Below are 18,372 nucleotides of genomic sequence, written 5' to 3'. Positions count from 1 at the left end.
GGCGCGCACGGCGTGGGCGCCCGGTTGGTGCGTCATGGGGTGCGGGAACGGCGCCGGCGGACGGCCCGTCCGCCGGATCACACGGAGATCGCGGCCGTGAGCTCGTAGGCCGACTGCGCCGCGTCCTGCCAGACCGGCCCGATGTTGTGCATCCCGTCGAGGGCCCGTTCGGCCACGTTGCCGAACTGCGCGCCGTCGGGGCCGTCGCCCTCGAGGATCGGGCCGCCGGAGACGCCGCCCGTCATGTCGCAGCCGAGGTCGATCTGCATCCCCGTGTACACGTGGCCCAGGCCGGCGCAGCGCTCCAGCTCGCCGCCGTCGAACCGGCCCGCGGCGGGGTAGCCGTACATGCTGACCTCCTGCGCGGCCGGCGCGAAGAAGCGGACGGGCGACGCGCCCGCGACGCTCTGGACGTCGTCGCCCTCGTCGTCGTGCGCGACGGCGAGGAAGCTCGTGTCCTCGGCCTGGTCGTCGTCGTTCCGCTCGTACCACCCGATCGTGACGTTGCCGCCGACCACGGGGAACGCGCCGAGGGAGGGCGAGCCCTCCTCGTAGCGCGGGTAGAAGACCATGTCGGTCGAGAACTCCTGGCGGACGGTGAGGCAGTGGCCCGCGGTGGCGATGGTCGACCGGTTCGCCGACTCGACGACGTTGGCGCTGCAGCTGAAGTCCTCGCCGTCGCGGTGGACGAAGAGGCGGCCCATGTGCGGCACGGGAGCGACCTGCTCCGCGACGGGGACCGTGGAGGCGGCGGACGCGGCGAGCGCGTCGTCGGCGGGCGCGGATCCGGCGGCGCCGTCGGTGGCGCCATCCGCGGCGCCATCCGCGTCGATGGCGGCGGCGCGGCGCTCCGGCGTCCAGCGGGCGACGGCGGCCTCGGCCTCGGCGCTCGACACGGAGAAGCCGCCGACGGGCGCGGACACGGGGATCGACGCACCGGCGCGAGCCGAGCGCTCGTGGACGGAGGCCGCGGAGGCCGCCGAGGCGACGCCGAGCAGGGAGGCCGTGAGGCCGAGGGCGGCGACGGCGGCGAGGGACCGGCGTGCGGTGCGGGCAGGGTGGGAGGGCATGGTGATCCTTCGGACGGGGCCGCGGAGGGCGGGCGGAGGCGGCGCGGACGGGCGTCGGTGCCGGTGGTGCGCGGTGCGAGGGGGTGCCGAGGGGGACCGGGCCGACGAGCGTCCGCCGGGTCTCGCGCCGACCGTAGCGATGGGCGTGCGCCAGCTGAGCCGGTCCTGCACAGCCCGTCCGCGAGCGCGCGTGTGACGGACCGCTACGCCCGCCCGGACCGCTTCTCCCCACCCGTGCGACGCTGGGACCCCGACGAGAGGACCCCCATGCCCGACGCCCGGCCCCCGCTCCGCTTCGCCGCGTTCGTGATGAACACCGCCAGCCACATCCAGCACGGGCTGTGGCGGCACCCGTCCGCCCGGCAGCACGAGTTCGACGACGTCGAGCTCTGGGTGGACCTCGCGAAGACCCTCGAGCGCGGCCGCTTCGACGCGATGTTCTTCGCCGACGTGGTCGGCCTCTACGGCCCGGGCGACGGCGCCTACGACGTGAACGCGCGCGAGGGCCTCCAGTTCCCGAGCAACGACCCGTCCGTGCTGATCTCCGCGCTCGCCGTGAGCACCGAGCACCTCGGCTTCGCCTTCACGAGCTCGGTGCTGCAGTCGCACCCCTTCGACTTCGCGCGCAAGGTCTCGACGCTCGACCACATCACGAAGGGCCGCATCGCCTGGAACGTCGTGACGAGCGCGCTCGACGGCGCAGCTCGCAACTTCGGCCACGACGGCCTCGAGGACCACGACGCCCGCTACGCATGGGCCGACGAGTACCTCGACGTCGTCTACAAGCTGTGGGAGGGCTCGTGGGACGACGACGCGCTCCAGCGCGACAAGGAGCGGGGCGTGTTCTCGGATGCGTCGAGGATCCACCGCATCGACCACGAGGGGCCGCGCTACAAGGTCGCCGGCCCCCACCTGTCGTCGCCGTCGCCGCAGCGCACGCCCGTGCTCTTCCAGGCCGGATCCTCGCCCGTCGGCCGCCGCTTCGCCGCCCGGAACGCGGAGGCGCAGTTCATCCTGTCGTCGACGCCCGAGAAGACCCGCGCCCTCATCGAGGACACCCGGGCGCTCGCCGTGGACGCCGGCCGCCGCGCGGACGACCTCTCCTTCTGGCTCGGGCTCTCGTTCATCACCGGGAGCACCGAGGAGGAGGCCAAGCGCAACGAGGCCGAGATCGACGAGTACCTCTCCGCCGACGGCTTCCTGCTGCACTCCAACCTCGGCTTCGACCCGAAGACGGGCGAGCAGCTTGACCCGGCCACCCCGCTCTCGCAGGTCGAGACGCAGGCAGGCCAGAGCCACCTGAACTGGCTGCGGGAGGCGTCGCCCGACCGCGAGCCGACCATCGCCGACCTCGCCCGGCTCTCCGCGAAGCTGCGCGGCCGCGTCGTGGGCACGCCCGAGCAGATCGCGGACGTGCTCGCGGGCTGGCAGGAGGCGGGCGTCGACGGGATCAACGTCATCAACTGGACCCTGCCCGGCAGCTACGAGGACTTCGTCGACCACGTCACGCCCGTGCTCCAGGAGCGCGGCCTCCAGCAGCGCGAGTACGAGCCCGGCACGCTGCGGCACAAGCTCACGGGCCGCGACCGCCTGCCGGAGTCGCACCCGGCGGCGGCGTACCGGGGCGCGTTCTCGTGACGGCGACCGACGTCCGGGCGACGCCGGCCGCATCCACCGCCGACGTGCGCGCCGAGCTCCTCCCGCTGTTCGAGCGGATCCGCGCGGGCGCCGTCGCCCGCGAGCGCGACCGCGCGCTCGCCTTCGACGCCGTCGCGCTCCTCCGCGAGGCGCGCTTCGGAGCGATCCGCCTGCCCGTCGCGGACGGCGGGCGCGGCGCGACGATCGCCCAGCTCACGGAGCTCGTGGTCGAGCTGTCGGCAGCCGACGCGAACGTCGGGCACCTGCTCCGCGGCCACTTCGGCTACGTCGAGCTCGTGCTGCGCCGGCCACCCGGGCCGGCGCGTGAGGAGTGGATCCGCCGCATCGCGTCGGGCGCCATCGTCGGCAACGCCACGAGCGAGCAGACCGGCAACACGCTGGCCGACATCTCCACGACGCTCCAGGAGCGCGACGGCCGCTGGATCCTCGACGGCACGAAGCACTACTCCACCGGCACGCTCTACTCCGACTGGATCTACCTGGCCGCGGGCCGCGAGGCCCCTGACGGCGTCGAGCGGGTGACCCTCGCGATCCCCACCGACGCCCCGGGCGTCACCGCGGTCGACGACTGGGACGCGTTCGGCCAGACGCTCACCGCGAGCGGCACCACGACCTTCGCGGGCGTGGAGGTGGATCCGGCGACCGTCACGGCCTACCGCGAGGCGCCGCTGAGCCACATCCAGGCCTTCTACCAGCTGTACCTCGTGGCGGTGCTGGCGGGGATCGCGCAGGAGGTGGAGCACGACGCGGTCGCGTACGTGCGGAGCCGCACGCGCACCTACATCCACGCGAACGCCGCGCTCCCGCAGGACGACCCGCAGGTGCTCGACGTCGTCGGTCGGATCTCCACGTCCGCGTTCGCCGTGCGCGCCGCGACCCTCGCGGCCGCGACCCGCCTCGACGATGCCGTCGCGACGGCGGCGCTCGGGGTCGCCCTCGACAAGCCGACGCTCGACGCCGCCGAGAACGCCGTCTACCAGGCGCAGGTGCACGCGGTCGACCAGGTGCCGGCCGCCGCGACGCTGCTGTTCGAGGTCGGGGGAGCGTCCGCCACGTTCCGCGAGCGCGCGCTGGACCGGCACTGGCGGAACGCCCGCGTCGTCGCGAGCCACAACCCGGCGATCTACAAGGCGCGGGCGATCGGCGACTACGCGGTCGCCGGTCGCGGCCCGGTCGACGCGTGGGCCGCGTACGAGAAGGTGGGCGCGACGCCGTTCCCGCGGTGATCCCCGTGCCGCCCGACCTGGGGGCGGCCGCGCGACCGGTCGCCGTCCGCGCGCTCGGTACGGTGGACGGGCGGCCGGGATGCCGCGGGACAGGGGATCCATGACGACGCACGCGCCCAGCCGACCGCAGCTGGACACGACGCCGCTGACCGGCCGCATCGACCGCGACGACCTCCACCGGTTCCGCCGCGAGTTCACGGCGCGCTTCCCCGTGCTCGTCTCGCCGCTGTTCGTCCTCGGCCGCATCGCCCTGGGCATCCTCGCCGTGCTCGCGATCCCGCTCGGCGGCGTCCTCCTGCTCACCGGCGGCCTCGGCGCGATCGTCGCCGAGGACCCGGAGACCCGCGGCGACGCCCTCGGCATGACCGTGTTCGCGATCCCGCTGTTCGGCGCCGGCGTCTTCTTCGCGTGGCGCCTCATCCGCACCCGCCGCCGCCGCAGCAGGATCCGCTCGCACTACCGCCTCGCGCGCTTCGGGCGGATCAACGGCCTCAGCTACACGCCCGGCCCGGTGTCCGACGGGCACATGGGATCGGCCGCGCGCGGCATGTCCGTGACCCGCGTCATGCGGCCCCGCACCGCGCGCCCCGTGGAGTTCGGCAACCACGAGCTGAGCCGGGGATCGAGGGCGTCGGGCATCACCCAGTACGGCGGCTACGCGATGATCGGCCTGCGCCGCGAGCTGCCGCACATCCAGGTGATCTCGAACCGCACGCGCCTGCGCCGCGCGCTCACGCCGACCGTCGACGTCGCCCGCTCGCAGCGCCTCGAGCTCGAGGGCGACTTCGACCGGCACGCCGCGCTCTACTGCCCCGACGGCTACGAGCGCGACGCCCTCTACCTCTTCACCCCCGACGTGATGGCCGTGCTGGTCGACCGGGTGCGCGGCTTCGACGTGGAGATCCGTGGCGACCGCCTGCTGCTGCGCTCGCCCGCCGACATCGTGACCCTGGATCCCGACCGCTGGCACGACGTGATCGACGCGACCGCCGCGCTCATGGCGAAGGTCGACCGCTGGGAGCGCTGGCGCGACGACCGGCTGCTGTCGCTCGAGGGCGAGGAGCGTTCGGTGCTCACTGCGTCCGACGAGGCGCTCGCCGTGCCGGAGCCGGGGAGGACCCGCCGTCGCGCCCGTCGGTCGCGCGGCGTCGCGGCGGCCGGTCGCCGGCTGCGGATGCGGCCGACCCTCGGGCTCCTCCTGCTCATCGCGCTCGCCGCGGTCTTCCTCGGCCTCGGCTTCCTGATCACGACGCTGCCGTGACCGGCGCCACGGCGCTCACCCGGGCCCGGCTCGACACGGATCCGCTCACCGACCGGGTCCGCGGGCGTGACCTCCGCGCCTTCCGCCGGGAGTTCCGCCGCGCGCACCCGGAGGCGGAGGGGATCGGCGTCAAGGCGCGCACCTTCCTCATGCTGTTCCTCACGTGGGACTCGGCCATCGCGCTCGCGGCGTTCGGCGGGATCATCGCGGAGACGCTGCAGGAGGGCGCGCCCGACGCGGGGGAGCAGGTCCTCTTCCAGGCGCTGATCGCGTCGATCTTCGCCATCCTGCTGGTCGTCTTCGGCAGCTGGGCGATCCGCTCGCGCGAGCGCCGCGGCGGCTATCGCGCCCACTACCGTCTCGTGCGCTTCGCGGCGGCCAACGGCATGACGTACCTGCCGGGCCCGATGTCGGACGGGCGGTTCGGATCCGCGCGGCGGTACTTCGACCTCACGCGCGTGATGCGGCCGACCCGGGCGCCCGGCGTGGAGTACGGCAACCACGAGATCGTCACGGCCGGGCGGCGCGAGGGCGCGCCGCGCTTCGGCGGCTACGCCATGATCCGGCTCGCGCACGAGATGCCGCACATCCGCGTGATCGCCCGGCGGGGGATCCTCCGCCGCGCGCTGACGATGATGTCGCGCCCGGAGCGGGAGCAGCGCCTGGCGCTCGAGGGGGACTTCGACCGCCATTACGCGCTGTACTGCCCGGCCGGCAGCGAGCGCGACGCCCTCTACCTCTTCACGCCCGACATCCTCGCGCTGCTCATCGACCGGGTGCGCGGGCTCGACGTCGAGGTCGTCGGCGACCGGCTGCTGCTCACCTCGTTCGACGACGTCGTGACGCGCGACCCCGAGCGCTGGCGTGACGTGATCGAGGCCACGACCGCGCTCGTGGCGAAGGTCGACCGGTGGGAGCGCTGGCGGGCCGACCCGATCGAGCGGCCCGAGGACCCGTCCGCCCTCGACGCGGTGGTCGAGGCGCTGGGCCTGCCCGACACGGCGCGCGCCTCCCGGCCGCGGTCGGTGCGCCGGCTGCGCATGACCCCGACGCTCGGCGGCGTCATCGCGTTCGGCGTGCCGATCCTGCTGTTCGTCGCGGGCTGGATCGCCGTGCTGGTGTCCGGCTGACGGCACGCGACGTCTCCGGCCGGGACGGCGTCGGGTCGCGCACCTCGACGGACGCGGCGCGCGACCCGACGCGGATCACCCGACGCGCGACTGGGCGACGCGGTACGCCGCCTCGATGACGCGATCCCAGACGGGCGCGACCACGAGGGGCTTCTCGTCGAGCCCGCCGGACAGCACGCTGTACTGGCGGGCGCCCGGACCCGACCCGTCGAGGAACGGCGCGCCGGACGCGCCCTCCTTCATGTCGCAGTCGAGCTCCTGGCCGGTCTGGCCCTCCAGGTGCGTGGCGCGCGCGAAGCCGCTGCAGAGGAAGGGCGCGTCACCCGTGAACCGGCCCACGGCGGGGTAGCCGATGACGGTCGTGTAGTGCGTGCGCGGCTGGTGGAACTCCACGGGGGAGGCGCCGACGGCCTCGGTGAGCGTGCGCCCGTCGGGGCTGCCGACCGTGAGGAACGCGGTGTCGCGCGCCGGATCCAGCGTCTCGCGCCAGCCGGCCGGCAGCGTCACCGAGGTGACCGGCCACACGGTGTACGGCTGGCCCTTCACGTAGCCGGGCACGAAGACCATCTTCGACGGGTCCTTGCCCGGGAAGGCGCAGTGGCCCGCGGTGGCGACCGTGAGTCCGTTCGCGGACTCGACGGCGTTGCCCGTGCAGCTCATCTCCTTCCCGTCGACGACGTAGGCGACCACGCCGATGTGCGACACCGGATCCACCTCCTGGGCGACCGGGATCACGGGGCGGGCGCGGCGCTGGTCGCGGGCCGCCGACGTGGTGAGCTCGTCCGCGGAGGGCACGTCGTCGACGGTGCCCGGCGTGCCGGTGGCCCGCGTGAGCACCGGAGAGGCCGCTCCCGCGAGCCGCTCCGGGGTCCAGAAGGCGACGGCGTCTGCCGCGTCCGCGGCCGATCGGGTCACGGTCGTGGGCGCTGGGGTCCCGTCGTCGGTCGTCGCCGCGGCCGCCGGCGACACGGTCGCGAGGGCGAGCAGGCCGGCGAGGCCCGCGGCGGCGCCGAGGAGCGGACGGTGCAGGAGGGCGCGGGCGATCAGGCGCGCGGCGGAGCGGTGCGGATGCGTCATGGACGGCCTTTCCATCGGGGGGAACCGCCCGCCGGGAGGCGGGGCGGGTCCCCGACGGTAGCCGCGGGGCGCACCGCCGCGAGCGGACGGCGAACAGCCGCGCGCACATCCGCGGCCGGTCAGACTGGGGGCATGACCTCGCGCCCCGCACCCCGCCCGACGTCCGCCGACGAGCGGGAGGCGGATCCGCGCATCGCCCCGGACGGCGGCCGGCGCTCGATCCCGCGCACCCTGGCCCGGATCCTCCTCGGCCTCGTGCTGGTCATGGCGGGCACCGGCCACCTCACGGTCGCACGGCAGTCGTTCCAGGCGCAGGTGCCGACGTGGCTGCCGATGGATCCCGACTTCGTGGTGCTCGCGTCGGGCGTCGTGGAGATCGTGCTCGGCCTGTCGCTCGTGCTCCTCGGCCGCTGGCGCGTGTGGGTCGGCCTCGTGGTCGCGGCGTTCTTCGTCGCGATCTTCCCCGGCAACATCTCGCAGCTCGTCACCCGCACGCCCGCGTTCGGCCTCGAGACCGACGCGGCCCGCGCGATCCGCCTCGTCTTCCAGCCGCTCCTCGTGATCTGGGCGCTCTGGGCGACGGGCGCGTGGTCCGCCTGGCGGAACCGGCGCGCCCGCCGCTGACCGGGGTCGCGCGGCGGGCGTCTCCGCGGCCGAGAACGTGCGACTACCGGAGCAGCCGCGACACTGCGCGCTCGGCTTCCGGAGTCCGCGAACCGATTGCGAACCAGGCGAGTGCGCCGAGAAGTGGCATCGCGACGATCACGAGGATCCAAGCGGCGCGGGACCACGGCCGGAGATTCGGTACACGGCTGATTTGCAAGAGGGCAACCACGATCGTGCCCAAGTAGGCCGCGAAAAAGGCCACGACCGCGACGACTCCGAAGGTTTCCAAGTCCATTACTCCTATTTCTATGCCTGCATAAATTTGCCTGTATTATTTTTATGGTCCCACGTCGCCTAGCCGAACGTCAAGGGGCGGGCCGAGGGGCGCCTCCTGTCAATGGCTTGCGCGATCGTCGCCTCGACACGGGTACGTTCCGCATATGATCACGCCTGTCGGGACTTCCGGCAGGGGATCGTTCACCAACGGGGTTGAATTAATGATCACTAGGAAATGGTCTGCGGCGGTAGTAGGAGCCTGCATTGGTCTGGTAAGCGTCGTCTCGCTGGTGAGCCCGGCGCAGGCGACGGGCTCACAGGCATCTACCGTGAGTGCGGGACAGAGTCGAACGATTGCCTACGACGGAGGAGTCACGACGACGATGACTCTCGGGCTCCCCGCGCGCGTCAGCGTCAATGAAGTCGAGGCGGATCCAGGGCTCACGGCGGGGCAGAAGCAGGAGATCGAGAGTGCAGCAGCGATATCCGCTGATGCGCTGTCGTCGAACCATTGGAGCCAATTCACAATCGGCGGTTCATATCAGCAGACGCAGAATGGGACGTTCTACTACAACGGTAGCCGTGTATGGATCTCCCAGAGCTACGCGGGGCGTCAAGGTCCGCATCTTTGCTTCTCGAACTATCACATCACACCCATCGAGAACATCACGGTGGGGGAGAATGGCGGTATCACTTTCCGTCGGCTGAGTTGCGACTGGGATGTCGTGCAGCCGATCGGTATCACCACCCATGCGAGCATGACGGCCACCGTCTCCAAGGACGGCCGGATTTCCGGCTTCGGCGCGACGGTCGGCTAGCGCCGGGCCGAGAGAGAAGCAGCGAGGGCCGTGGTCCACGGTGGTGGGCCGCAGCTCTCGCTGTTGCACCCATGCTCGGCGGGCAGGCAGTGCGCGGACGAACATGGGCAGCGCGTGTCACCGTGCTATGCCCTAGGTGTAGTTGCTCGGGAAGTTGTGGACGCGGGGGCGGATGACGAAGACCTCCGGGACGATGTGGCTCACCACGCTCATCATCTTCCACGGAGGTCTTCGTGACTCACGCTGATGCCCCGTTCACTCCTGCGGGCAGGGTTCGTCTTGCCCGGTTGATCGTCGAGGATGGGTGGCCGATCCGGCGTGCTGCGGAGCGGTTCCCGTGCTCGCCTTCGACGGCGTCGAAGTGGGCTGCCCGTCACCGGGCCGGGCTGGACTTGACGGACCGGTCATCGTGGCCCGCGCGGAGTCCGAACCGGACCCCGACCCGCATGGAGCGGCGCATCATCGCGTTGCGGGTGACACGGCGGTGGGGCCCGCACCGGATCGGGTACCACCTCCGCATCCCTCGATCCACGGTCGGGAGGGTGCTGGGCCGGTACGCGATGCCGCTGCTCCGGAACATCGATCAGGCCACCGGGCTCCCGGTCCGCCGGCCGCGGCCGGTCCGTCACGAGAAGGCCCGACCCGGGCAGCTGATCCACGTCGACATCAAGAAGCAGGGCCGCATCCCCGACGGCGGTGGATGGCGGTTCCACGGGCGCGGCTCCGCGCAGGACCGTGCCGCTCACGTTCGCCGGGGCCGAGCCGCGCGGGCTGGCGCCAAGGATTCGCGCGGCTTCCGGTTCCTCCACCATGCGGTCGATGATCACTCCCGACTCGCGTACTCCGAGATCCTCGACGACGAACGAGGCGCCACCGCAGCCGGGTTCTGGGGCTGGCGCATGCGTTCTTCGCCGCCGCGGGAATCCGCGTCGAGGCCGTGATGACGGACAACGGGGCCTGTTACCGCTCTCGCGACTTCGCCGCCGCGGTCGGGGGCGCGAAGCATCGCTTCACGCGCCCCTACCGGCCGCAGACCATCGGGAAGGTCGAACGCTTCACCCGCACCCGCACCCTCGCCGACGAACGGGCCGACGCCCGCCCCTATGACAGCGACGACGCCCGCACCGCGACCTATTCAGCGTGGCTGCACGACTGCAACCACCGCCGACGCCACACCGCGTTCGGCGGGCTGACGCCCGCCGAACGCGTTCACAACCTCACTGGGAACTACACCTAGGCATCAGAGGGTCGCGACGCCGACGCGCGAGAGCAGGGCGGCCGTCGCGGCCTTCACGCCCGTCTCGATCGTGCCCTCCAGGGTCGGCGCGAACTGCGGCGTGTGGTTCCCGGGAGGCGGGGTCTCGCCACCGAGCGCGGACGGCTCCACGCCGCCAAACGCCCAGTAGACGGTCGGCACGCCGATGGCCTCGCCGAGGATCCCGAAGTCCTCGCTGCCCATGATGGGCGGCGACTCCTTCACCATGTCCTCGCCGAGCTGCGCGGTGAGCGCCGCCACGATCCCGCGCGTCGCCTCCGGGTCGTTGCGGTTGAGCGGGAACGACACGATCTCCTCGATCTCGGGCTCCGGTGCCCCGCTCGCGTCGGCCTCGGCCAGGATGATCCGTCGCACCGACGCCAGCACGCGCTCACGCACGGCCGGGTCGAAGGTCCGGATGCTGAGGCCGAGCACCGCGTGCTCCGGGATGATGTTCTCCTTCGTGCCCGCCTGGAACGTGCCGACGGTGACGACCGCGGCGGCCTGCGGATCGAGCTCGCGCGCGACCACCGTCTGCAGGCGCAGCACGATGGCGCTGGCCGCGACGATCGGGTCGATGGAGTTCTGCGGCTGCGACCCGTGCGCGCCGCGGCCCTTCACGGTGACGCGCCACGAGTCGCTCATGCTCATGAACGCGCCCTCGCGCGTCGCGACCACGCCGACGGGGAGCGGGAAGACGTGCTGCCCGAGGATCACCTCGGGGCGCGGCGCCCGGTCCCAGAGGCCGTCGGCGAGCATCGCGCGGGCGCCCTCGCCGGTCTCCTCGCCGGGCTGGAACACGAAGACGATCGTGCCGGCCCACGCGTCGCGGTTCGCGGCGAGCGCCTGCGCGGTGGTGAGCGCGGCGGCGACGTGGAAGTCGTGGCCGCAGCCGTGCATCGTGGGCACCTCCGTGCCCGACGGGTCGATGCCCGTGTCGCGGCTGGCGTGCGCGAGGCCCGTCTCCTCGAGGATGGGGAGGCCGTCGGTGTCGGCGCGGAACGCGACGACCGGGCCGTCGCCGTTGCGGAGGATCCCGACGACGCCGGTGCCGCCGCAGCGGCTCGTCTCGGCGCCGATCGCCTCCAGGTAGGCCTCGATCGCGGCCGCGGTCGCGTGCTCCTGCATCGAGAGCTCGGGGTGCGCGTGCAGCGAGCGGAACAGCTCGTGCGCATCCCGCACGTCGTCGTCCAGCAGGCTGACTCCGGGGTGCACGTCCATGGGGATCCTCCTCGCGAGTGGGTGGCGTCCCTCGTGGGGACAGGTGGATCCAGGCTATGCCCGGCCCTCAGCGGCCCCGACGACGCGACCGGTCAGCCGAGGTCGACGCCGCCGCCCGCCGGACGCGCGGGCGGATCCACGAGCGACGGGTCGCGGATGATGCCGATCGGGGTCGTGTCGAGGCGCACCGACTGCACGACCACCCGCTTCGCGCGGCGGCGGAGGTGGCGACGCGCCTGCGGCGTCGCGAGCAGGCTGCCGAGCACGAGGCCCGCGCCGATCGCGAGGGTCGTCGCCATCGCGCCGACGAACGCGCCCGTGGCTCCCGACGTGCCGGCCATCGAGTTGAGGAGCGCCGAGGCGACCGCGAGCGAGGGCAGGAGGGATCCGCAGAAGGCGGGCACCGCGATCGCCGTGGCCGACACCCGGACGCGCGCCGCGACCACCGTCCCGAGCGCACCGAGCAGCGTCGCCACCAGGAACGTCGCGGCGAGCAGCGGGACGCCGGCCGCCTTGAGGATCCAGAGGGAGACCGTGCCGACGAGCGCGACCCCGATGGCGACGGGCATCACGCGCGCGTTGGCGCCCTGCGTGATCCCGGTGGCGCCGGCCGCGAAGAACGTGGTGATGAGCAGCATCCAGAGGGGGAGCGCGCGGAGGGTGATGTCGGTGGGATCCACCTCGATGTCCACGCCCGCGGTCAGCGCCAGGCCGCCCGGGATGCCGACCGCGATGCCCGCGACGATGAGCACGATGATCATGGCCCGCGACAGCGCCATGGCGCGGAAGCCGGAGATGGCGTCCTGGGCCCAGGTGACGATGGTGACGTGGGGGAGGATCAGCACCACCACGGCCGCGACCATCGCGGCGGCGCTCCCCGCGGGCATCACGCCCGACCAGATCGCGAGCGTGCCGACGGCCGCCACGATCGCGGACTGCACGGCGACCACGAAGAACGGCGGGATGCCGCGGCGCGAGAGCTGCCGGCCGAGCACCATCGCGCCGATCATCAGCAGGAACGCCCCGACGGCGCCCGGGAGGGAGCCGCCCGCCTGCAGCGACACGGAGACGCCGAACAGGCCCATGGCGGCGTCGGTGATCCACGACGGCCAGCGCGGCGGCGACTTGAGCACCTCGACGAGGCCGTCGACGGCGCTCGTCATGTCGCGGTCGTCGTGGAGCAGCTCGTCGACGATCTGGTAGACGAGCGAGAGCCGGTGCAGGTCGCTGCCCTCGGCCGTGACCACGCGCAGCTTGACGAGCGGCGGGCCCTCGAGCGGCGCGTACTGGATGGTGATGGCCGTTCCCGTGATGTCGAGCTCCAGCGGCGCGAGGTTCCACTTGGTGCTCACGGCGACGATCGCGATCTCGACCGCGCGGACGTCGGCGCCCGAGGCGAGCATCACCTCGCCGAGGTCGAGGCAGAAGTCGACGATCTGACGCGGGGAGTAGAGGTCGCCGAGGCGGCCGTGCGCCGGCTCGGTGCCCTCGTAGATGGTGCCGCGGAGGCGCGCGCGGACGTCGCGCATCTCCTGCGGGTTGACGCGGCGGCGGCGCTGGCGCGGCGGACGGGCAGCACCGGGATCCCGGCGGGGGCGGCGTGGATCCGCGGGAGGCGGGGTGGTGCTCAGCGCGATCAGCGCTCCGTTCGGTTGCCGGCCCGCGCGCGGCGGGGGCGGATGGTGGATCGCTCCCACACTAGGCGGGACTCGGGGGACACGCCCGCGCGGCGCCCGACCCGGGAGGATCGGACGCCGCGCGGGTCGAGCGGACGGGTCAGCCCTTGGGGCAGGAGCTCAGCGACGCGCTGATGGGGCCGCCGACCTTCGGGGCCGGGCAGATGAACTTCGCGTACGCGCTGTTGCCGTCGAGGTAGCGCTTGAGGAACGCCGTGACGGCGTTCCGGATCGTGGCGCTCGGCACGTGCTGGCCGCCCTCGTGGCCGATGCCCGCCAGCTCCAGGTACTGCTTCGGCGTGCCGGCGGGGATGGAGTCGTACGCGGGCTTGCCGAAGTCCTTCGGGTCGGCGACGTCGTCCTTCTGGCCGGTGATGACGAGGGTCGGGGTCGTCATCTTCGGGTACGACGGGTACATCGCGTTCGGGTCGGTCGCGGGCGGGAAGTCGAAGGGCATGAGCCCGATCGCGGCCTTGATGGACGGGCGCGACTGCGCCGCCTGCATCGTGCCGCCGCCGCCGAACGAGTAGCCGATGAGGCCCACGTCGTCCTGGGAGACCTCGGACCTCACCGCGCTCTGGCCGGTGAGGTAGTCGGCCGCCGCGAGCATCTGGGCGGCGCGCAGGTCGGGGAGGTCGTCGGTCGTCAGCGTGTCGATGGCGAAGGCCACGAAGCCCTGGGAGGCGACGAGCTCGGCCATCTCCTTCTCGTTGGCGTTCGTGTCCGTGAAGCCGGGCGTGATGACGACGGCGCCGAGGACGGGCTTGCCGGTGTCCTGGGGCGCGTAGATGACGCCGCCGCCGAACTTCGTGACGGCGGTCCGGGGTACCACCGTGGTGCGCACCGCGAACGGCGCGTGGTGGTGGGCGGCGGCGCTGGTGTGCGTGGCGGCCCGGTGGTGGACGGGCGCGGAGGCCTGCGCGGCGGTGGGGATCGCGAGCGTCGCGACGAGCGCGAGGGCGGCGACGGCCGCGGGGCGGCGGAGCTGGGGGACATGACGGACATGGGTCATCTCTCTCTTCGTGGTGCGCGGGAGCCCGGGCGGTCGCCGCAGGCAGGGTGCTGCTGGACGTTAGGGGCACGCGCCGCGGGATGCGGTCCGGTCGTCCCCAGCGGCCGTGCCTGGAGATGATCGGCACGCGCGATGCGGTGCGGGCTCGCGTGCGTCCGCCGCGATCGCCGCGGCCGGACTCAGCCGAGCAGCGCGCGCACGTCCGCCAGTGACAGCCGTGCCGATGCCGCGATCCGGTGCTCGTCGAGCCCGGCGGCGTGGGCGGCGCGCACGCCCTCCCGGAGATCCGAGACGGCGCGCACGTGCCCGGCCGACAGCTCGCTGAGGCGCGCGGCGTGCGCATCCCGGGCAGGGTCGCGGACCGGGGGCGGCCCGGCCACGTCGATCACCCAGTCAGCGTCCGGGTGCTGCGCCCGGAGCACCAGCCGGCGCACCGCGGGCAGGTCCGGCGCCGACCAGGCGAGCTCTCCGAGGTCGGCGAGCGGCACCCAGCGCAGCTCGTCGTGGTCGGTGCTCGTCGTCGGGAGCTCGCCGACGGGATCCGCCAGGTAGCAGGCGAGGTCGATGACGCGGTCGCCGACGGGCACCTCGGAGCGGTCGACGAGCGCGCCGACCGTCACGTCGACGCCGAGCTCCTCGCGGATCTCGCGCGCGAGCGCCGATTCGGGCCGCTCGCCGGCCTCGACCTTGCCTCCCGGGAACTCCCATGTCCCGGCGCCCGCCTTGTGGGCCGCGCGGCGGCAGGCGAGCGCGCGTCCGTCGTGGACCATCACGGCCGCCACGACCTCGAGTCCCGCCATGCCGCGCCTCCGTCCGGGTCGTCCGCCCGGCTCGACGCTACCGGCCGCGCCCGGGACGACCGCACCCGCCCTGTACCGTGGGTCCTCCGGCATCCGCCGCGACGAGAGGCTCCACCCGTGAAGATCAGCCACCAGCGTCACTTCGTGGTCGCGGCCGAGGTGCTGCACCATCCGAAGGCGGCGGATCAGCTCGGCATCTCGCGCGCGAAGCTCGCCTCCTCCATCCGCGCCATCGAGGAGCACTACGGCCGTGCCGTCTTCGACCCGCAGAGCACCGAGACGCGCCTGACGAAGACCGGCCGCCTCGCGTACGAGGAGGCCATCGAGGAGCTCGCGAAGCCGTCCACCCCGCCCGAGGCGCCGAAGCCGCCGGCGGGCGGGAAGGCGAAGGCCTCCAAGGGCCAGGGTCGCGCGCCCGTCGTCAAGGGCCAGCCGAAGCCCTACAAGCGCACGCAGGGGCGCTGAAGCGCACGCAGGGGCGCTGACCCGATCGGATCAGCGCCCCTGCGGCGTGCGGTGCGAGCTACTTCTTCAGGAACTCCAGCACGGCCTGGTTCCACTCCTCGGGGTGGCTGACCGTGACGCCGTGCGGGGCGTCCTTCACGACGTGCAGCTCCGAGCCGGCGATGGCGCGGTGGGTGCGCTCGCCGGATCCCTCGAACGGCACCGTGGCGTCGCTGTCGCCGTGGATGACGAGCGTCGGCACGGTGACCTTGGTGAGGTCGTCGCGGAAGTCCGTGGTCGCGAACGCGGCCATCGACGCGAGCGCCGCGTGCTTCTTCGACTGGTGCGCCAGCGCGATGGCCTCCTGGCGCTCCGCCTCGGTGACCTTGAGGACGCCGTTCGCGGAGTAGAAGCCGGTCGTGAACTCGTCGTAGAAGGAGTCCTCGTCCTTGGTGAGGCCGGCCGTCATCTCGGCGGCGGCGTCCTTCGTGAGGGGACCGTCCGGGTTGTCGTCGGTCTTCTCCAGGTACGGCGGCACCGCCGAGGCGAAGACGACGCTGTGCAGGCGCGCCTCGCCGCGCGTCCCGATGTAGCGGGCGATCTCGCCGCCGCCCATCGAGAATCCGACGAGCGTGACGTCGACGAGGTCGAGCTCGGTGAGCACGGCGTCGAGGTCGGACGCGAAGGTGTCGTAGTCGTAGCCGGTGAGCGGCTTGTCGCTGCGCCCGAAGCCGCGGCGGTCGTACGTGATGACCCGGAAGCCGGCGGCCTCGAACGCGGGGACCTGCTTGCTCCAGGACTCTCCGGACAGCGGCCAGCCGTGGATCAGGACGACGGGGCGGCCCGTGCCGCCGGTGTCGTCGACGTGGAGGTTCGTGTCCTTGAGGAGCCCGTGGTGGGCGGTGATCTCGGTCATGCTGCGTCCTTCCGTCTTGCATGGATTCGTGCACTACTGGATTGCTTCGGAGCGGTCGGCGATCCGGAGCGGTGATGCGGATCCCCGGCCGCCGGCACCCGGGCGCGGGCGGCAGGATGGACCCATGACCCGAGCCAACTCCTCCTACCGCGCCGCCCGCGACCTCCTCCGGGAGATGCGCACCGACCGGACAGCCGCGGTCGCGCGGTTCGAGTGGCCCGACGTCGGGGACTCCTTCAACTGGGCGGTCGACTGGTTCGACCAGATCGCGCGCGGGAACGACCGGGTGGCGCTGCGCGTGGTCGCGGGCGACGGATCCGAGCGCCAGGTCACGTTCGACGAGATGGCCACGCGCTCCGACCGCGTCGCGACGTGGCTCGTGGGGCTCAGGGTGCGGAAGGGCGACCACGTGATGCTCATGCTCGGCAACCGGGTGGAGCTGTGGGAGACGATGCTCGCGATCATGAAGGCGGGCGCCGTGATCCTGCCCACCTCCACGGTCCTCGGATCCGCCGACCTCGCCGACCGCGTCGAGCGCGCGGGCGTCCGCCACGTCATCGCCGACCTCGCGCACACGGCCGTCTTCGACGACGTGCCGGGGGAGCACTCGCGCATCGCGATCGGCGCTGGCGCGGACTCGCCCGTGCCCTCCGGGTGGACCGACTACCGCGACGCCGACGACGCGCCCGCGGACCGGGTGGGCGTCGAGGTCGCGTCCACGGATCCCGCGCTCGTCTACTTCACGTCCGGCACCACGAGCAAGCCGAAGATGGTGGTCCACACGCACGTCTCGTACCCGGTCGGGCACCTGACGACCGCCTACTGGCTCGGGCTGCAGCCCGGCGACGTGCACCTCGCCATCAGCTCGCCCGGCTGGGGCAAGCACGCGTGGAGCTGCTTCTTCGCGCCGTGGATCGCGGAGGCCACCGTCTTCGTGCACGACTACGCGCGCTTCGACGCGCACGCGCTCGTGGAGCAGCTCGACCGGGCCGAGGTCACGACGTTCTGCGCGCCGCCGACCGTGTGGCGCATGCTCATCCAGGCGGGGATCCGCGAGCGGCCGGGGAGGCTGCGGGAGATCATGTCCGCCGGCGAGCCGCTCAACCCCGAGGTCATCGCGCGCATCGAGGAGTGGTGGGGGCTCACCATCCGCGACGGCTACGGCCAGACCGAGACCACGGCCATCGTCGCCAACGCGCCCGGCGACGCCGTGGTCCCGGGCTCCATGGGCACGGCGCTCCCCGGCGTCGACCTCGTGCTCGTGGATCCCGTCACGGGCGAGCCCGCCGACGAGGGCGAGATCTGCCTCGACCTCACCACCCGGCCCGTGAACCTCATGGCCGGGTACCTCGGCGACGACGCCCGCACGGCCGAGTCGACGCGCGACGGGTTCTTCCACACGGGCGACGTCGCCCGCCGCGACGCCGACGGCACCATCACCTTCATCGGCCGCACCGACGACATCTTCAAGTCGTCCGACTACAAGATCTCGCCGTTCGAGGTCGAGAGCGTGCTCATCGAGCACCCGGCGGTCGCGGAGGCCGCGGTCGTGGGCGCGCCGGATCCCGTGCGGCTCAACGTCGCGAAGGCCTACGTGCACCTCGCCGCCGGGTGGGAGCCCGACGAGGCGACCGCGCTCGCCGTGCTCAAGCACGCGCGCGAGCGGTGCCCGGCCTTCATGCGCGTGCGCCGCGTGGAGTTCGGCGAGCTGCCGAAGACCGCGTCGGGGAAGATCCGCCGGGTCGAGCTGCGGCAGCGCGAGGTGGCCGCATCCGACGCCGGCGAGCGGCTCGACGGCGAGTGGCGCGACGACCGGTTCCCGGGGCTGCGGGCGCGCTGACGCGCGCCCGGCCCGGGTCGTCCGCGCGGTGACGGGAGCCGTGCCCGGCGGCCGGTAGCATCCCGTCATGCCCCTCGCCTCCCCG

At 73.0% G+C, this 18,372-nt stretch carries 16 protein-coding genes and 1 pseudogene; 9 read left to right on the top strand and 8 right to left on the bottom strand.

Features of this window, described 5'->3' with window-relative positions; genetic code table 11:
- Positions 1–77 precede the first annotated feature (77 nt).
- A complete protein-coding gene (locus tag K0V08_RS05555; RefSeq protein ID WP_079533526.1) occupies positions 78–1,070 on the bottom strand; it encodes a trypsin-like serine peptidase in 993 nt (330 codons plus the stop codon).
- A 267-nt stretch (positions 1,071–1,337) separates the two neighbouring features.
- Here K0V08_RS05555 and K0V08_RS05550 point away from each other — a divergent pair, with 267 nt between their 5' ends.
- The 4 genes from K0V08_RS05550 to K0V08_RS05535 all read left to right on the top strand — a co-directional run bounded on the left by K0V08_RS05550 (position 1,338) and on the right by K0V08_RS05535 (position 6,346).
- The gene (locus tag K0V08_RS05550) at positions 1,338–2,708 is read left to right on the top strand and encodes an LLM class flavin-dependent oxidoreductase (protein WP_079533524.1); all 1,371 of its coding nucleotides are present in this window, start codon (positions 1,338–1,340) and stop codon (positions 2,706–2,708) included.
- Positions 2,705–3,955, top strand: coding sequence for an acyl-CoA dehydrogenase family protein (locus tag K0V08_RS05545; protein WP_079533522.1), 1,251 nt, complete (start codon positions 2,705–2,707; stop codon positions 3,953–3,955). The genes K0V08_RS05550 and K0V08_RS05545 overlap by 4 nt, the downstream gene beginning before the upstream one ends.
- A gap of 100 nt (positions 3,956–4,055) precedes the next feature.
- The gene (locus K0V08_RS05540; protein WP_079533520.1) at positions 4,056–5,216 is read left to right on the top strand and encodes a hypothetical protein; all 1,161 of its coding nucleotides are present in this window, start codon (positions 4,056–4,058) and stop codon (positions 5,214–5,216) included.
- Complete coding sequence (locus K0V08_RS05535; protein WP_079533518.1) at positions 5,213–6,346, top strand: hypothetical protein; 1,134 nt, start codon at positions 5,213–5,215, stop codon at positions 6,344–6,346. Before K0V08_RS05540 ends, K0V08_RS05535 begins: the two co-directional genes overlap by 4 nt.
- A gap of 75 nt (positions 6,347–6,421) precedes the next feature.
- Here K0V08_RS05535 and K0V08_RS05530 read toward each other — a convergent pair whose 3' ends face one another.
- Positions 6,422–7,423 (bottom strand): trypsin-like serine peptidase, encoded by a 1,002-nt coding sequence (locus K0V08_RS05530; RefSeq protein ID WP_079533516.1) that lies wholly within the window; start codon positions 7,421–7,423, stop codon positions 6,422–6,424.
- Between the two features lie 132 nt (positions 7,424–7,555).
- On the opposite strand from K0V08_RS05530, the gene K0V08_RS05525 reads away from it, so the two are divergent.
- Entirely contained in the window at positions 7,556–8,047 is a 492-nt protein-coding gene (locus tag K0V08_RS05525) for a DoxX family protein (protein WP_012038628.1), read from the top strand.
- A 43-nt stretch (positions 8,048–8,090) separates the two neighbouring features.
- Here K0V08_RS05525 and K0V08_RS05520 read toward each other — a convergent pair whose 3' ends face one another.
- Complete coding sequence (locus K0V08_RS05520; protein ID WP_043560865.1) at positions 8,091–8,324, bottom strand: PLDc N-terminal domain-containing protein; 234 nt, start codon at positions 8,322–8,324, stop codon at positions 8,091–8,093.
- A gap of 145 nt (positions 8,325–8,469) precedes the next feature.
- Here K0V08_RS05520 and K0V08_RS05515 point away from each other — a divergent pair, with 145 nt between their 5' ends.
- Both K0V08_RS05515 and K0V08_RS05510 read left to right on the top strand, forming a co-directional pair.
- Positions 8,470–9,123, top strand: coding sequence for a hypothetical protein (locus K0V08_RS05515; RefSeq protein WP_128516981.1), 654 nt, complete (start codon positions 8,470–8,472; stop codon positions 9,121–9,123).
- A gap of 233 nt (positions 9,124–9,356) precedes the next feature.
- Positions 9,357–10,360, top strand: a pseudogene (locus K0V08_RS05510) (IS481 family transposase).
- A gap of 3 nt (positions 10,361–10,363) precedes the next feature.
- On the opposite strand, the gene K0V08_RS05505 reads toward K0V08_RS05510, so the two are convergent.
- The 4 genes from K0V08_RS05505 to K0V08_RS05490 all read right to left on the bottom strand — a co-directional run bounded on the left by K0V08_RS05505 (position 10,364) and on the right by K0V08_RS05490 (position 15,087).
- Entirely contained in the window at positions 10,364–11,599 is a 1,236-nt protein-coding gene (locus K0V08_RS05505; protein ID WP_012038625.1) for an amidohydrolase, read from the bottom strand.
- A gap of 92 nt (positions 11,600–11,691) precedes the next feature.
- Complete coding sequence (locus K0V08_RS05500) at positions 11,692–13,128, bottom strand: threonine/serine exporter family protein (protein ID WP_227266427.1); 1,437 nt, start codon at positions 13,126–13,128, stop codon at positions 11,692–11,694.
- A 247-nt stretch (positions 13,129–13,375) separates the two neighbouring features.
- A complete protein-coding gene (locus K0V08_RS05495; protein ID WP_012038623.1) occupies positions 13,376–14,287 on the bottom strand; it encodes a dienelactone hydrolase family protein in 912 nt (303 codons plus the stop codon).
- A gap of 179 nt (positions 14,288–14,466) precedes the next feature.
- Positions 14,467–15,087 carry a (deoxy)nucleoside triphosphate pyrophosphohydrolase gene (locus K0V08_RS05490; protein WP_012038622.1) on the bottom strand — a complete coding sequence of 207 codons (621 nt, stop codon included), beginning with the start codon at positions 15,085–15,087 and terminating at the stop codon, positions 14,467–14,469.
- A gap of 117 nt (positions 15,088–15,204) precedes the next feature.
- On the opposite strand from K0V08_RS05490, the gene K0V08_RS05485 reads away from it, so the two are divergent.
- Entirely contained in the window at positions 15,205–15,552 is a 348-nt protein-coding gene (locus K0V08_RS05485) for a LysR family transcriptional regulator (RefSeq protein WP_079533510.1), read from the top strand.
- A gap of 58 nt (positions 15,553–15,610) precedes the next feature.
- On the opposite strand, the gene K0V08_RS05480 is transcribed toward K0V08_RS05485, so the two are convergent.
- The gene (locus K0V08_RS05480) at positions 15,611–16,447 is read right to left on the bottom strand and encodes an alpha/beta fold hydrolase (RefSeq protein WP_012038620.1); all 837 of its coding nucleotides are present in this window, start codon (positions 16,445–16,447) and stop codon (positions 15,611–15,613) included.
- 124 nt (positions 16,448–16,571) lie between these two features.
- Between K0V08_RS05480 and K0V08_RS05475 the strand changes: the two genes are divergently transcribed.
- Positions 16,572–18,287 carry an AMP-binding protein gene (locus K0V08_RS05475; RefSeq protein WP_079533508.1) on the top strand — a complete coding sequence of 572 codons (1,716 nt, stop codon included), beginning with the start codon at positions 16,572–16,574 and terminating at the stop codon, positions 18,285–18,287.
- Positions 18,288–18,372: the final 85 nt, after the last annotated feature.

The sequence above is a fragment of the Clavibacter michiganensis genome (assembly GCF_021216655.1).
Lineage (GTDB): Bacteria > Actinomycetota > Actinomycetes > Actinomycetales > Microbacteriaceae > Clavibacter > Clavibacter michiganensis.
This window is presented reverse-complemented; position numbering and strand designations above follow the sequence as displayed.